The sequence below is a fragment of the Ensifer canadensis genome, from assembly GCF_017488845.2.
Taxonomy (GTDB): domain Bacteria; phylum Pseudomonadota; class Alphaproteobacteria; order Rhizobiales; family Rhizobiaceae; genus Ensifer; species Ensifer canadensis.
Genome location: NZ_CP083374.1, coordinates 505371 through 520410 on the forward strand (window position 1 = coordinate 505371; position 15040 = coordinate 520410).

A 15040-nucleotide genomic window follows, 5' to 3' on the forward strand; every position below is an offset into this window, starting at 1 on the left:
TCAGCCATGACCTTACAGACGACAGATACGGCGATAACCCAGGAACCGACCTTTGCTGTTCGCATGGCGCGCATGCTGTGGGCGGACAAGTTCGCCCTGTGCGCTGCAATCTTTCTGATCACAGTCCTCATTCTGGCGATCGTCGGGCCGAGCTGGCTTGGCGACCTTGCGACGAAGCAAAACCTGCGCGGCCGAAATGCAGCGCCGTTCGAATGGGAACGCGGCTGGGTCTGGTGGATGGGGGCGGATGCGCTTGGACGTCCGCTGTTTGCCCGCATCATTGTGGCAACGCAAAACACGCTGATGGTTGCCGCAGGCGCCGTCGCGATCTCCGCGATCGTCGGCACCACGCTTGGCCTGATCGCAGGTTTTTCCTCCGAGCGCGTCAACCAGGTCATCATGCGGCTGGCCGACGTCATCATGTCGTTCCCGTCGCTGCTGATCGCGGTCATCGTGCTCTATGTCCTCGGCTCGTCGATCCTGAACCTGATGCTGGTTCTGGCGATCACCCGCATTCCGGTCTATCTGCGCACCACCCGCGCGGAGGTGCTGGAGATCCGCGAGCGCATGTTCGTGCAAGCTGCGCGCGTCATGGGCGCCTCCAGCAAGCGCATCCTGTTCCGGCACATCCTGCCCGTGGTCCTGCCAACGCTGACGACGCTGGCGACCCTCGACTTTGCCTATGTGATGCTGGCGGAAAGCGCGCTTTCCTTCCTCGGCATCGGCATTCAGCCGCCCGAAATCACCTGGGGTCTGATGATTTCTCAAGGTAGGCAATATCTCACCAATGCCTGGTGGCTGTCCTTCTGGCCCGGCCTTGCAATCATCCTGACGACCATGTCGCTCAACTTGCTTTCGAACTGGATGCGCATCGCCCTTGATCCCGTCCAGCGCTGGCGCCTGGAAATGAAAGGTCGCAAGAATGGCTGACCATCTGCTGGAAGTCCGCAACCTCTCGGTCGAGTTTCACACCGTGATGGGCGTCGTCAAAGCGGTCCGCAACATCTCGTATCACCTCGATCGCGGCGAGACGCTGGCGATCCTGGGGGAAAGCGGTTCAGGAAAGTCCGTATCGTCGTCGGCGATCATGAACCTGATCGACATGCCGCCCGGCCGTATCAGCTCGGGCGAGATCCTGCTTGACGGCGTCGACCTCTTGACGATGCCGACACACAAGCGTCGGGAAGTGAACGGTCGCCGCATCGCGATGATCTTTCAGGATCCGCTCAGCCACCTGAACCCGGTTTATTCGGTCGGCTGGCAGATCCGCGAGGCACTGACGACCCACGGCACGGGAAGCACCGAGGCACAGGCGGAAGCTCTGCGGCTGTTGACCCGCGTCGGCATTCCCGACCCGGAGAAATCGCTCGACAAATATCCGCACGAGTTCTCCGGCGGTCAGCGCCAGCGCGTCATGATCGCCATGGCGCTTGCACTCCGCCCCGATCTGCTGATCGCCGACGAGCCGACGACGGCGCTCGACGTGACTGTTCAGGCCGAGGTGCTGGCGCTTCTGGAGGAGTTGCAGCAGGAAACCGGCATGGCAGTCCTGATCATCACGCATGACCTTGGCGTCGTCGCCGAGGTTGCCGACCGCGTCGTGGTGATGGAAAAGGGCGAACTGGTCGAGGCGGGAACGGTTCGCGATGTCTACAAGAACCCGCAACATCCCTACACCCGCAAGCTGATCGCCGCCGCCCCCGGAAAAGGCAAGATGCACTCGCCAGGCGCGCGCGGCGAGCCGGTCCTGTCGGTTCGCGACGTCCGCAAACATTATGGCAGCTTCGAAGCCCTGAAAGGCATCTCGTTCGACCTCATGCCTGGCGAGACCATGGCTGTCGTCGGCGAAAGCGGCTCGGGAAAATCCACGCTCGCCCGCATCCTGCTCAGGCTGGACGAGCCCGACAGCGGCAGCGCGCTATGGAAGGGCCGTGACCTTTTCCAGCTGTCGCCGGCGGAACTCTACAAATTGCGGCGCGACCTGCAGATGGTGTTTCAGGACCCCACCCAGTCGCTCAATCCGCGCATGACCGTCTACCAGCTGATCTCCGAGGCATGGGTGATCCATCCGGACATCCTGCCCAAGGCGAAATGGCGCGAGCGCGTCGCCGAGCTTCTGGTTCAGGTCGGCCTTGGCCCGGAACATATGGGGCGATATCCACATCAGTTTTCCGGCGGTCAGCGCCAGCGCATCGCCATTGCCCGAGCGCTGGCGCTCGAGCCGCAATTGATCATCTGCGACGAGGCCGTCTCGGCGCTCGATGTCTCGGTCCAGGCTCAGGTCATTGCCCTTCTGGACAAGCTTCGCAAGGACATGGGCATTGCCTTCATCTTCATCGCCCACGATCTTCCGGTCGTTCGCGACTTCGCCGACCACGTCATGGTGATGCAGAAGGGCAATGTCGTCGAACTCGGCACCGTGCGTGAGGTCTTCGAGACCCCACGCCGAGACTATACGCGCGCGCTTCTGGCTGCCGGACTTGATCCGGATCCCGACGTCCAGGCGGCCAATCGCGCTGCCCGCCTCGAATGCGCCTCTTGAGAGAGCGCTCCCATCACTGGAGATAACAATGTCCAAGCAAGCCTTTGTCGCGCTCGTTACCTGCTTCAACGACGATGAGACGATCAACTACGACGCGACGCGCGCTCAGGTCCGCCGACAGGTGGACGCCGGCAACAACATCATGTGCGCCGGTACGAACGGTGATTTCAGCGCCCTGACCTACGACGAGAAAGTGCGCCTGACCGAGGAGGTCGTCGATGAGGTCGCCGGCCGCGTCAAGGTCATCGTCAATGCCGGCATGCCCGCAACCTTCGAAACGCTGAAACTCGCGCGCGAATTCGATCGCATCGGCGTCGATGGTATTGCCGTGATAACCCCGTTCTTCATCGCCTGCACCCAGGATGGTCTGATCCGTCACTTCTCGACCGTTGCGGACGCGGTCGAAACCCCGATCTATCTCTACGATATTCCGGCCCGCACCCAGAACCATATCGAGCCGGAGACCGCGCGCAGGCTTTCCGGGCACGGCAACATCGCCGGCATCAAGGATTCGGGCGGAGCGAAAGAGACGCTTGAAGCCTATCTCGAGGTAGCCAGAGACGTTGAGGGTTTCGAAGTCTACTCAGGCCCCGATCATCTGGTGCTGTGGGCGCTGCAAAACGGTGCGGCCGGCTGCATATCGGGCCTCGGCAATGCCATGCCGCACGTGCTGGCGGGAATTTTAAACGCCTTCAATTCAGGCGACATTGCCGAAGCCGAAAGACAGCAGGCGATTTATTCGGCTTTCCGCACGGATCTCTACGCGCTTGGCTTCGCGCCTGCGATGGTCAAGCGATCGCTCTTTCTACAGGACAGCTCCGTTGGCGCCAGCCGCGAGCCGGCCTTGCTGCCCAACAAGACCCAGGACGACCAGATCGAGGAGATCCTGCACCGGTATGGGCTCCTTTGAAGCGGGTGCCGAAACAGCACCACACGCATAGCGTTTCCCCCGAGCGGCCGGAGCCATGCCTCGCCGCATAGGCGCTAGAGCAACCGCCGTTCGGTTTGCGCGTCGAAGAGGTGAATGTTGGCGGGCGCGAAGGTCAGGCCGACCTTGTCGCCTGCAGTCACACTCGATCGACCATTGAAGACCACCGAGAGCTCCGGCGTCGTTGCCATCGTCAGGAAACACGTCGCGCCTGTCGATTCGAGCAGCGCGACCGGTACAGAGAGAGCGCCTTTATCGGGCTCGGCAATCTCGATGTGCTCCGGACGCAGTCCAACAGTGAGGGCCTGCCCCGGCTGCACGGCTCGATCGAGGACGATCGCCTGTTTGACACCGACGTCGAGGATGACCGAGCGTCCATCCTGGCCGCCCACGGCGGGTATGAAATTCATTGCCGGGGATCCGATGAACCCGGCGACGAATTTGTTGACCGGCCGATCGTAGAGTTCAAGCGGGCTCCCCTGTTGTTCGATGACGCCATCGCGCATGATGACGACGTGGTCAGCCATCGTCATGGCCTCGATCTGGTCATGGGTGACGTAGACGGATGTGGCGCCCAACCGATCGTGCAGCGCACGGATTTCCTTGCGCATATGAACGCGCAGTGCTGCATCGAGGTTCGAAAGCGGCTCGTCGAACAGAAACGCCTTGGGATGGCGGATGATTGCCCGGCTCATCGCCACGCGCTGGCGCTGGCCGCCCGAGAGCTCCCGCGGATAGCGCCCGAGCAGATGGGTGAGCCCGGTGACGGCTGCAACTTCGTTTGCAGCCTTCTTGCGTTCGGCCTTCGCAACCCCCCTGATGCGCAGGCTGTAGGTCAGGTTCTCCTCGACCGTCATATGCGGATAGAGCGCGTAGGACTGAAACACCATCGCCACATCGCGCTTGCGCGGCGGCACGGCGTTCATCACCTCGCCGGCGATCCTCAAGGTGCCGGACGATATGCTCTCGAGCCCTGCGAGGGACCGCAGCAGCGTCGACTTTCCGCAGCCAGATGGACCGACCAGCGCTGTAAAGCTGCCCTTGCGGATCGAAAGCTCGATGTCCTTCAGCGCGTGGTAGGCACCATAGTATTTGTTGACGTTGGTCAGTTCGATCTGGGCGGTCATTTGAGCGCTCCCGAGGTAAGGCCAGAGACGATGCGGCGTTGCAGAAGGACGAAGATGGCGAGGATCGGGGTCACGTAGATCGCCGCATAGGCCATGATGTTGTTCCATTCGTTGGTGTTCGGCCCCATGAACGAATTCAGCCCGACGCTTGCCGGCTGCAGTTCGACAGCCTGGATCATGGATTTCGAATAGACGAACTCACCGAAGGCCTGCATGAAGATCAGGATGGCGCTGACGAGAATGCCATTGCGCGCGAGCGGCAGGACGATGTTGAAGAAGGCACCGACGCGCGAATTGCCGTCGACAAGCGCGGCCTCCTCCAGTTCCTGCGGCACGCTCATGAAGGTCGCGCGCACCAGCACCACGAAAAACGGCATGCTCTTGGCGGCAATCGCCAGGATGACCGCGAGCCTGGGGTAGTTGAGTAGTCCGATCTGGGAAAAGCCGACGAAGATCGGCGTCACCATCAGCGATGCCGGAAGCACCTGTAGCATGAGGACAAGGAAGAGGCCGATATCGACCCATATGTTGCGATAGCGCGCCAGGACATAGGCACAGCCGATACCGAGCACGGTGATGACCCCGACGGCGCCGCAGGCGATGACCAGCGAATTCCAGATATAGCGGCCCATGCTCCGGCTTTGCCAGACGTCGCCGAAAATGTGCCATTGAGGATCCGTCGGCCAAAAGGTTGGCGGGGTGGCGAACATCTCTGAACCGGATTTGATCGTGGTGATGTACATCCAGTAGAGCGGGAACAGGTAGACACCGGCGAGAACGATTGCGATTGCCAGCATCAACCGGTCGCGGGATACGGTATTCATCCGCGCACCTCATGCCGTGTCGAGCGCACGTAGACGACCGAGGCGATCATTACGAAGACGATCATGATCACCGAAATGGTCGCGCCCTTGGCGAAGTCGTACTGCCGGAAAGAGAGGTCCCAGGCCCAATATTGCGTGACGTTCGAGGCATTGTTCGGCCCTCCCGAGGTGATTGCCGCGAAAAGATCGAACTGCTGCAGCGTGAAAATCAGCCCCAGCGCGATGATCGCGCCAATGGACGAACGCATCATCGGCAGCGTGATCGTCCAGAAGCGTTGCCAGACATTGGCACCATCGAGTTCGGACGCCTCGTAGAGATCGCGCGGAATTGCCGAAAGGCCAACGGACATCAGGATCATGTTGAACGAGGTGCCGAGCCAGATATTGGCGATGATCACTGCCCAGAGGGAAAAATCGGGGTCCGAGCGCCAGAAGATATTGCCACTGATGAGACCGGTTTCACGCAGGATGAAGTTGAGGACGCCGAAGTCGCCGGAGAGGATCCAGTTCCAGATCGCGCCAACGACAAGTCCCGGCATCACCCACGAGACCAGAAAGAGGCCGCGCAGCCACGAGGCGCCCGGAAAGTTCGTCCAGAAGAACAATGCCAGGCCAAATCCGACGAGGAACTGGCCGGCAATCGAGGCGATGACGAAGGTCGCCGTGTTGGCAAGGATCGGCCAAGTTTCCGGCTGGGCGAACAAATCCCGGTAGTTCTTGAGGCCGACGAAAGGGCGCCAGAAACTGCCAAGGCTGAACATGTCGACTTCCTGGAAGCTCATGACGATATTGTAGAGCAGCGGCAGCCCGGACAGAGTGAGCAGGAACGCAAGCGGCAGGCTGACGAGGCCGATATCGAAACCGCGACCGTCGATCATGCTGGACAAAAATCGTTTCATGGGCTCCTCCGCCGCCGAGATGGCAGCCGACATCGGCGGCACGCGTCTCGACCTGCAAAACTAGAACGACCGAACTGATGCCGACAGCCGGCACAAATTTCCTGGCTTTCCGCTCCAGCGCCTAAGTACGATGGAGCATTGCTTGATCGGGGTGGCGAACGCCCTTCAAGGCACGCCCAGAAGCACGTTCGCCCCATTCAAGAGGTTAGAGCGTTTCCGGCTTTGACGCGCCACAGAACCGCTCCAGCTCTTTGTTTTCACGCATTCCCCGACGGAAAACCGCTTCGCACTTTTCCTGGATATGCTTTAACCAAGCACCGCCTTTATTTTTTCGGCCGCCTGATCGAGTGCTTCCTTCGGCGCCATCTGCCCGGTCAGGGCCGCCTGGATCGCATCCTGGATCGCCTTGGAAATCTTCGGCCATTCCGGGTGCGGACCGCGCGGCTTTGCGTATTTGAGCTGCTCGTTGAACACCTTGAGGGCGGCGTCCTTGAGCGGCACGCCGGTTTCAGGAATGGCGATGTCGGAGCGGGCCGGCAGCTGCCCGAAGTCCTTGAACATTCGGTTATCCTGGGAGGCGAAATATTCGAGCACCTTGAAGGCTTCGGCCGGATGTTGCGTGTTGGAGAAAATCGCCCAGTTGAAGTCGCCCATGGCCGAAGAGCGCTCCGCACCGACTTCAGGGACCGGTAGCAGTGCCACGCCCCAATCGAACTTCGCTTCGCTCACCATGCGGTCGAGCTCCCATGGCCCGGAGATCGCCATGGCGGCGTTGCCTGAATTGAAGGTGCCGGTCGAATCCCATTGGCCGCGCGTCAACGTATCCGGCGAGGCCAGTTTCTCGGTGATGATCGTCTTCCAGACCTCGAGCGCCTTGACCGCGCCGTCCGAGTTGATGTGCTCGTAGCTGCCGCCAGCCATCTGCGCCCAGGGCAGGAACTGGAATGTCCCTTCCTCGTTCGCCTTGGCCGAGAAGGCGAGACCATAGACGTTGGCAGCGGGATCCGTCAGCTTGCGCGCCGCATCGACCAATTCGTCCCAGGTCTGGGGCGGCTTGTCCGGATCAAGGCCTTTCGCCTTGAACATGTCCTTGTTGTAGTAGAGCGCAATCGTATTGGTTGCCTTCGGCAGGCCGTAGTTCTTGCCGTCCCACATGGTGGAAGCGAGCGGCCCGGGGAAATAGTTCGACGTCTTCACCACCGTCGACTTGGCGATCATGTCGGTGAGATCAAGGAAGGCGCCGCGCGACGAAAACAGCGCATGCTCGGGATTATCGATGGCGATGATGTCCGGCGCCTGGCCGGTCGAATAGGCTCGCATCGCCTCGCTGACGACATCATCGAACTGGATCTGGCGATATTCGACCTTGATGCCGGCGTTCAACTTGTTGAAGTCCGATATCAGGTTCGGTGCCGGCTGGATGTCGCGATCAAGCGACCAGACGTTGATCGTGACGTCTTCGGCTTTGGCCGAGAGTCCGAACAAAGAGACACCTGCAAGGGCGAGAACGCCCAGGATTGCGGATCCGCGGATAGCCATTTTCTCCTCCTTTGGTTATCCCGCAGCCGGCATCCTCCATGCCGGCCGATATGCACACCTCAGACCGGATCGGCGACGAAGTCGCCGCCCCGGCAAGCCTTGAGATAGTTCAGGCCATGGACCTGGCCGGTCATCTCCAATGCGTCGCGGTAGACCGGATCGTGCCAGCCCTCGATGTCGATCGAGCCGGACCAGCCGGCCAGCCGAAGCTCGGAAATCACGTCGGTCCAATTGGTGTCGCCGAAGCCCGGCGTGCGCATGAAGACGAATTTCTCCTTGCCGAAGATGCCGTGTTCGCGGATGACATCCCAGCGAATGGTCGCGTCCTTGCCGTGCACGTGGAAGATCTTTGTCGCCCATTTGCGGATCTGCGGCAGTGGATCGATCAGATAGACCATCTGATGGCAGGGCTCCCACTCGATCCCGATGTGGTCGTCCGGCGTCTCGTTGAAGATCAGTTCCCAAGCATCCGGATTATGGGCGATGTTCCAGTCACCGGTCTGCCAGTTGCCGTCCATGGCGCAATTCTCGAAGGCAATCTTCACACCCTTGTCGGCCGCGCGTTTTGACAGCTCGGACCAGATTTCCCTGTAGCGCGGCAGACTGTCGGTCAACGGCTTGCCGCGGATGCGGCCGGTGAAACCGGCAACGCAAGTAGCGCCGAAATGATGGGCATTGTCGATGCAGTCTCGCCAACCCTGCAATGTCTCTTCGTCGATCGCGGTCGTCTCAAGCGGATTTCCAAACATGCCGAGCGTCGAGATGGTGATATCGCGGCCGCCGATCGCCTCCACGCACCGTTTGCCGAGCTCGGCAAGGTCCTGACCATTGGTCGTCTGCCAGAAGAACGGTTCGAAGCTTTCGAAGCCCATTTCGGCGATCTGGTCGATGCGTTTGTCGGCGCCACCCTTGGTGGCCGAGATCATGGTGCCGATGCGGATGGATTTTGCAGGGTTCGTCAAGATAGGCTCCTAGGCTGCAATGGTGACGCGTTTGCCATCACGGGCGCTGTCGATCGCGCCGAAGACCATGGCAAGGCTCTTGATGTTGTCGCTACCGTCCGTTTCCGGCACGGTTCCCGTGTCGATCGCGCCGATGAAGCGCTCGATGACGCTTACATGGCCGTGCGTGTCGGCACCGTCTTCAGCCTCGGGAACCGTGATCGGCTCGACCGCCCGCAGGAAACCTTCGCGACCGCTGACGACATTGGCTTCGAAGCGTTCGCCGCCATCCCAGATGAGCGTTCCCTTGGAGCCGGTGATCCGCCACGCACTTTCCCAGCTGGTATTGGCGCCCTGCGCGCACCAGGATCCGCGATAGGTGAAGGCGACATTGTCGGAGAATTCAAAGATCGCATTGGCTGCAGCACCGTGGCGGTACCAGGAGCCTTGCGGATTGTATTCGTGGCAATAGACGGCAAGGGGATCCTTGCCTGACATGAAGCGCGCAGCGTCGAAGGTGTGGATGGCCATGTCGAGCAGCAGGACGTTGTCCATCTGCTCGCGGAAGCCGCCGAAGTGTGGACCGAGGAAGAAATCGCAATGCAGCGCCGTCAGTTCACCGAGGCTGCCGGATTGGATGAGGCGGCGGATCCGGCGAACGCCGTCGATGAAGCGGCGGTTCTGGACGATCGCGTGAATACGTGAAGCGTCGACTGCGAGACGGCGCAGTTCGCGCGCATCATCGAGCGTGGCGGCCATCGGTTTTTCGCTGAGCACGTGGCAACCATGGGCCAGACCGGCCGCCACGACCGCGCGCCGAGCGGCCGGAACGACGACGTCAAACAGCAGATCGGCCCTACTCTGGCGCAGGACTGCCGGCAGGTCTGTACCGATGATGATGTCGTGAAGCTTGAACTCGGCAGCGAGCGCTTGCGCGGTCGCCTGATCGAGATCGACGAGGCCCACGACCTCCACCTTCTCCCTCAGAAAGTCGCTCTCCGTCAGAGCCTTCAGCCAGCCTTTGGCCATAGCTCCGCACCCGCACAAAACGGCCCTGTGTCTCACGTGATTTCCTCCAGGAACGAAAGCCGAAACTCCTCAGTTGGCTTCCGTAAACGTTTACGATACTATGCGGCAAAGGGTTTTTGTGTCAAGAGGTGTGAAAATGGCCAGTCGCGGGTCTGGGGAGGAACGCGGAAAAATGAAGGGGATTCGCCAACTTGCCGAACACCTCGATATCTCGATCGGCACGGTCTCCCGCGCGCTGAACGGCAAACCCGACGTCAACGAAGAGACGCGAAAAAGAGTCCTCGAAGCGGCGGAATCCCTCGGGTATGTCGCCAACCAATCGGGCCGTGCGCTGAGGAAGGGGACGACCGGCGTCATCGGCTTCATGATGCAGACGGGGTCCGAAATCACCGGCCAGGGCGACACCTTCTTCATGAGCGTCTTCGACGGCGTTCAGACCGTCTTTGCTCGTCACAAGCTCGATCTGGTCGCCTTGCTCTGCTCCTCGCAAGAGGACCCGAACGACTATCTGAAGCGCGTCGTCGCCCGCGGCTTTGCCGACGGCATCATCCTGTCGGCCACCCGGCGCCACGATGCCCGCTTCGAACTGCTGGCAAAGCGCAAGATCCCCTTCATCACGCTCGGACGAAGCCTGACCGATGTCGGCCAGCCCTGGCTGGATCTCGATTTCGAAGGCATGGCCGAGGCATCTATCGACCGGCTGGTTGCGCGCGGACACAAGCATATCGCCGTTACCCGTCCGCACGACGACATGAACCTTGGCTATGTGTTCGAGGACCAGTGCCGCGCCACCCTCGCCCGGCACGGCCTTAATCTCGACGCGCGTCACGTCTTCCGCTCGACGCCCAACGAGGCCGGGGGGTACCAGATCGCCCGGGAACTGAGCGCGCTTGAGACACGTCCGACGGCAATCGTCCTCATCAACGAGGCCATTACCGTCGGGCTTTATCGCGGACTGGTCGAAGCCGGAATAAAACCCGGGCGCGACCTGGCGATCATCGGGCGTCAAAGCCCGCATTCGCAGTTTCTGTCGCCACGACTGACATCGTTCAGCCTGTCGCTACGCGACCTTGGCATTGCACTTGCCGAATCCCTGCTCGCGACGATGCCGGCCTTTGCCGAGATCTACCGCGAGCGATCCGCGCGATGCCTGTGGCCCATGGATCTCGTTCCTGGTGAAAGCGACTGATCAAGCGGCTTCACGAAGCGGCCATCAGGCTTTCCGCATATGCCATCATCAAGGGCCCCACACCTTTGGCGTCATCCGAAACGATGGGTTCGGTGAGATAGTAGCTCGGTGAACCGTCGCGATAGCTGCCCTCGAAACCTCCAAGACCGGCGACATGGACAATGGTCGTGAAGCGGGTGGTCCCTTCGGCATCGGCAACGAGCCGGGTATTCAACAGCGCGTCAAGGGCGCGCTGCCCGGCCGCAGCCGCTCCCGCAGCAGTGTCCGCTTCGACTAGACCAAGACGAGCGGCGCGCAAGAGCGAATAGGCAAACATGACCGAGGCAGAGCTTTCGAGGTAGTTGCCCTTCAGATCCGGCGCGTCGAGCACTTGATACCAGAGGCCGGACGAGGCTGCCTGACGGGCCATGATCTCCTTTAGCAGCAAGCGGGCGCGCTGGCGCAACGACGCGGTCGCCTGGTCAACAGGAAGTGTCGCCAGAGCATCGACCACTGCCATTGCCAGCCAGCCCACGGCCCGGGCCCAGACAGCGGGAGACTTGCCTGTCACAGGGTCAGCCCAGCGCTGCTGGCGGCTGTCATCATAGCCATGAACATAGAGGCCGCGTGTAGTCGCCGTGAGTGCCAAAGCCGTTGAAAACTGCTGCAACGCATCGGCGATCAGGTCCTTGCGGCCGGTCATCGTCGCATATTCGATCTGGAAGGGCAGTCCCATATACAGCCCGTCCAACCAGACCTGGTGCGGATAGCGCTTCTTGTGCCAGTAATTGCCGGCGGGAATGCGGGGGTGCGTCTCCAGCTGCCCGGCCAGCCGATCGGCGGCCAACCGGTAGCGCACATCATCGGCACCTTCAGCCAGCGGGAACAAGGCGCGCCCGGCCAGGATATTGTCGATATTGTATTCCTGGGGGTCGTAGCCCGAAAGTGCGCCATCGGCCGCGATCTGCTGATCGGCGAGACGATGAAGATGCGCCTTCCAGCGCGTTTCGCCTGTCGCATCAAAAAGAAGACTGAGGCCGCGATAGACGCAACCATCCTCGTAGCACCAGCTACCGCCCTTGTAGTGGTTATAACGCTTGGCGAATTCGTCGAAATATTCTGTCGGGTTCACGAGAGCATCTCATCGAAAGGAAGGGACACGGGGGCAGCGCTCAACAAGGAGGGATCGTCGCAATCGACCTCTGCCCGCTCGCTGACAATCGTCTCATGACGCATGGCTCGCACGCGATCGGCCATGATGGGTGGCGTTGCGACTGCCGCGGGATTGCTCGAGGTGATTTTAAGGCGGCGGATACGAACGTTGCGGATCGGGGCTTCAGGCAGTCCGAGAAATGCGCCCGCCGCATGGGCGAGCCCGCGGATCTCGACGTCTTCAATGATGACGCCGTCGATGAGCGGCGTTCCAGAATTGACGACCGCCGGCTCACGGCACTGCACCCAGTCATCGTGGCCATCCGCGTCGCAATGATAGTGAGCGTTGGCCGACAGCGCCGTTTCGACGCCATCGAGCAATACGCGGCGCATTACGATATTGGTGATCGACCCGCCGCGACCGCGACGGGTCTTCAGCCGCAGGCCGCGATCGGTGCCGATCATCTCGCAATCCTCGACGGAGACGTCAACGACGCCGCCGGACATCTCCGAGCCAATTACCAGGCCGCCGTGGCCACGCTCCATCAGGCAGTGACTGACACGGACGCCGCGCGTTTCGGCAAGGTGATCAGCCTCGCCGTTCGGGCCGCGTTTTCCTGCCTTGACGGCAATGCAATCGTCGCCGACTGAAAAGCGCACGCCCGCAATCACGACCTCACGACAGCTCTCAGGGTTGAACCCATCGGTGTTCGGGCTGTCAGCTGGGGCAACGATGGTTAGTCCGGCAGCGGTCAGCCGAGCGCAGCCTTGCGGATGGATCGTCCAGGACGGTGCATTGCGGATCGTAAAACCGAGCAGTGCCACATCACGGCAGTTGATAAGATGCAGGCCACGCGGGCGACGCGCACCATCACGCGTCTCTTTCGGCCAACTCCACCAATCGCCCCTGTCGCCAGATCCGTCGAAGACGCCCCTGCCCTCGATCACCAGGTTATCCGCCTGCACCGCGTTTACCGGGGCATTAAAGCAGGCCGCCGGCAGACCTTCCCAACTTCCAAGCATCCTACCGTTGTGATCGTGGGAAGGGAGAACAGGCCAGCCCGCGCGCACCGAAGGCGCTTGGAGCGTCGCCCCTTCAGCGAGATGCAAGGTCATTTGACTTTTGAGCCTAAGTGGAAAGGACGTCCACAGGCCCGGACCGAGATGGAGCGTGCCTCCGGTTGGAACGGCTGCGACCGCTTCGCAAAGGGCCGCAGCATTGCTGCGCGCGCCTTCAATATCGTCAGGCGCAATATCGGCGACGAGTCCGAAATCGGTTGCTTCCACGACACCTGCGCAGGGCGCAGTCTGAAACGACAGCGGCTGAAATCCCTCCACCTCGAAAAGATAACGGGTAGCCGGACGAAGCTCGTGCAGAAGGGTGACGACCGTTTGGGCTTCTCCGTGTTGCAGAACGCCGGTCTCATCCGGGGATGAAAGCCGCCAGACCGTCCTCGATTTCAAACGGTAGAGGGCTCCGGGCTGCGGCAGGCATAGCGCCGCCGTTCGCGCCGAGTGCGCGATGATGGAAGGTCGGGTCATGTCGTGCCTCGTGTTGCGTGCCGCCAAGGGACGGAGGACCCGCCGCGGCATCCGCGGCGGGCAGTATCAATGGTCAGTCGAACTCGGCCAGAACGTCGTTCACCGTGTCGATGATCTGTTTGGCGCCATCTTCTGCGCTGATCTGGCCATAGGCGTACTCCTCAAGCGTATCGATGAAAGCGGCACGAATTTCTGGGTGTTCATTGAAGGGCGAAACCATCGGCCCCGTGGCGGCCATGACGATCGCATTGGCGGCGCGAACCTCGGGTTCGCCCTTGTCGCCCAACCTGGCAGCGGCCGCTTTCGACGCGGGAAGACCGCGCGAGGTGCCTAGAGCATCGATGCCTTCCGGCTCGTTCAGGAGGCAGTTGACGATCTGCGCCGCCGCATCCTGGTTCTTCGAGTTCTTGGAGATCGAAAACACCATGGAAGGCTTGCGATAGACGCCTTCGGTAACCGCATCCGAAAGCTTCAGCATTGGTACAGGCTTGAGAACCTGACCATCCTTCAACGGGTCGGCATACTTGGAGTAAGTTGAATCCCATTCGTAGGAGCCGGCGACCTTGCCTTCGGCCCAGGAGGGCTTTTCAAACAGATTGACGTTGCCGTCGGCGGCCTCCTCCTTCTGCGAGCGGATCGCGCCGGTTTCCACCAGCTTGCCGAGGAAGGAGATGCCTTCGGCGAGTTCCTCTGGCGTCCATGCTACGCGGTTGCTCGTCTGATCGACGAGATCCTTGCCAGTCTTCTGCACGACGGCAAGGGTCACCAGCAATTGGGCAGTCTCCTTCACCGCGTTGAAGGTGTAGTGGTCCTTGCCGAGCTTGTCCTTGATGGTCGCGGTTGCGGCGAAGAACTCGTCCCAGGTCTTCGGAATTTCGACGCCTGCCTTTTCGAAGGTCGTCGCGTTGAAGAAGAAGACACGACCCGTCGTCGAGACGGATAGCCCCTGCAGGACCCCATTCATCGAACCGGCCGCGAGATCGCCTTCCGTCCAGTTGGACAGGTCGATTGCCTTCAGCGTGCGAAGGTCGGCGAACCCCTCGCCATTCTTGGAAAACAGCGGCAGCCACGGCCAGTTGACCTGAACGATATCAGCTTCGGTCCTGCCGGCCATTTGCGTCGTCAGTTTTTCGAGGTAGCCGTCGAAGCCGGTGAACTCGCCCTTGACCGTGTGGCCGTATTTCTGGCCGCAGGCAGCTGTCGCCTTTTGAGTGGCTACGTGACGACTATCACCGCCCCACCACGCCATGCGCAGTTCGGCGGCGCCAGCGGTGGCACCGAACGTGAGCGCGCCATAGGCGACGCCGGTCAATGCAAGCAAGGTTTTCGCAGTCTTCATGGTTCTCCTC

The 15040-nt window shown here is 61.1% G+C and carries 13 protein-coding genes; 4 read left to right on the top strand and 9 right to left on the bottom strand.

Annotated features, from left to right (window positions below; translation table 11 throughout):
- Positions 1 to 6 precede the first annotated feature (6 nt).
- From J3R84_RS35765 to J3R84_RS35775, 3 genes are read left to right on the top strand one after another with little or no spacing between them, the layout of a single operon-like run.
- On the top strand, positions 7 to 930 hold the full coding sequence (locus tag J3R84_RS35765; RefSeq protein ID WP_025430384.1) for an ABC transporter permease: 924 nt from the start codon (positions 7 to 9) through the stop codon (positions 928 to 930).
- Positions 923 to 2542: an ABC transporter ATP-binding protein gene (locus J3R84_RS35770; protein WP_203527475.1), complete on the top strand. Its 1620-nt coding sequence runs from the start codon at positions 923 to 925 to the stop codon at positions 2540 to 2542. The genes J3R84_RS35765 and J3R84_RS35770 overlap by 8 nt, the downstream gene beginning before the upstream one ends.
- A 28-nt stretch (positions 2543 to 2570) precedes the next feature.
- Positions 2571 to 3452, top strand: a complete 882-nt coding sequence (locus J3R84_RS35775; protein WP_057207066.1) for a dihydrodipicolinate synthase family protein — start codon at positions 2571 to 2573, stop codon at positions 3450 to 3452.
- Positions 3453 to 3526: 74 nt separating this feature from the next.
- Here the strand turns inward: J3R84_RS35775 and J3R84_RS35780 are convergent, their stop codons facing one another.
- The 6 genes from J3R84_RS35780 to J3R84_RS35805 all read right to left on the bottom strand — a co-directional run bounded on the left by J3R84_RS35780 (position 3527) and on the right by J3R84_RS35805 (position 9865).
- The gene (locus J3R84_RS35780) at positions 3527 to 4597 is read right to left on the bottom strand and encodes an ABC transporter ATP-binding protein (protein WP_203527473.1); all 1071 of its coding nucleotides are present in this window, start codon (positions 4595 to 4597) and stop codon (positions 3527 to 3529) included.
- Positions 4594 to 5421, bottom strand: a complete 828-nt coding sequence (locus tag J3R84_RS35785) for a carbohydrate ABC transporter permease (RefSeq protein ID WP_203527472.1) — start codon at positions 5419 to 5421, stop codon at positions 4594 to 4596. The genes J3R84_RS35780 and J3R84_RS35785 overlap by 4 nt, the downstream gene beginning before the upstream one ends.
- Positions 5418 to 6320, bottom strand: a complete 903-nt coding sequence (locus J3R84_RS35790; protein WP_057221109.1) for a carbohydrate ABC transporter permease — start codon at positions 6318 to 6320, stop codon at positions 5418 to 5420. Before J3R84_RS35790 ends, J3R84_RS35785 begins: the two co-directional genes overlap by 4 nt.
- A 306-nt stretch (positions 6321 to 6626) precedes the next feature.
- Positions 6627 to 7859: an ABC transporter substrate-binding protein gene (locus tag J3R84_RS35795; protein WP_025430390.1), complete on the bottom strand. Its 1233-nt coding sequence runs from the start codon at positions 7857 to 7859 to the stop codon at positions 6627 to 6629.
- 59 nt (positions 7860 to 7918) lie between these two features.
- A complete protein-coding gene (locus tag J3R84_RS35800; protein WP_203527471.1) occupies positions 7919 to 8821 on the bottom strand; it encodes a sugar phosphate isomerase/epimerase family protein in 903 nt (300 codons plus the stop codon).
- Between the two features lie 9 nt (positions 8822 to 8830).
- Positions 8831 to 9865: a Gfo/Idh/MocA family protein gene (locus tag J3R84_RS35805; RefSeq protein WP_203527469.1), complete on the bottom strand. Its 1035-nt coding sequence runs from the start codon at positions 9863 to 9865 to the stop codon at positions 8831 to 8833.
- A gap of 136 nt (positions 9866 to 10001) precedes the next feature.
- Here J3R84_RS35805 and J3R84_RS35810 point away from each other — a divergent pair, with 136 nt between their 5' ends.
- On the top strand, positions 10002 to 11018 hold the full coding sequence (locus J3R84_RS35810) for a LacI family DNA-binding transcriptional regulator (protein WP_057216795.1): 1017 nt from the start codon (positions 10002 to 10004) through the stop codon (positions 11016 to 11018).
- 10 nt (positions 11019 to 11028) lie between these two features.
- On the opposite strand, the gene J3R84_RS35815 is transcribed toward J3R84_RS35810, so the two are convergent.
- From J3R84_RS35815 to J3R84_RS35825, 3 genes are all read right to left on the bottom strand, one after another.
- Positions 11029 to 12129 carry a glycoside hydrolase family 88/105 protein gene (locus tag J3R84_RS35815; RefSeq protein ID WP_203527467.1) on the bottom strand — a complete coding sequence of 367 codons (1101 nt, stop codon included), beginning with the start codon at positions 12127 to 12129 and terminating at the stop codon, positions 11029 to 11031.
- Positions 12126 to 13691 (bottom strand): polygalacturonase PglA, encoded by a 1566-nt coding sequence (gene pglA, locus J3R84_RS35820; protein ID WP_203527465.1) that lies wholly within the window; start codon positions 13689 to 13691, stop codon positions 12126 to 12128. Before pglA ends, J3R84_RS35815 begins: the two co-directional genes overlap by 4 nt.
- 73 nt (positions 13692 to 13764) lie before the next feature.
- A complete protein-coding gene (locus J3R84_RS35825; protein WP_025430396.1) occupies positions 13765 to 15030 on the bottom strand; it encodes an ABC transporter substrate-binding protein in 1266 nt (421 codons plus the stop codon).
- Positions 15031 to 15040 lie beyond the last annotated feature (10 nt).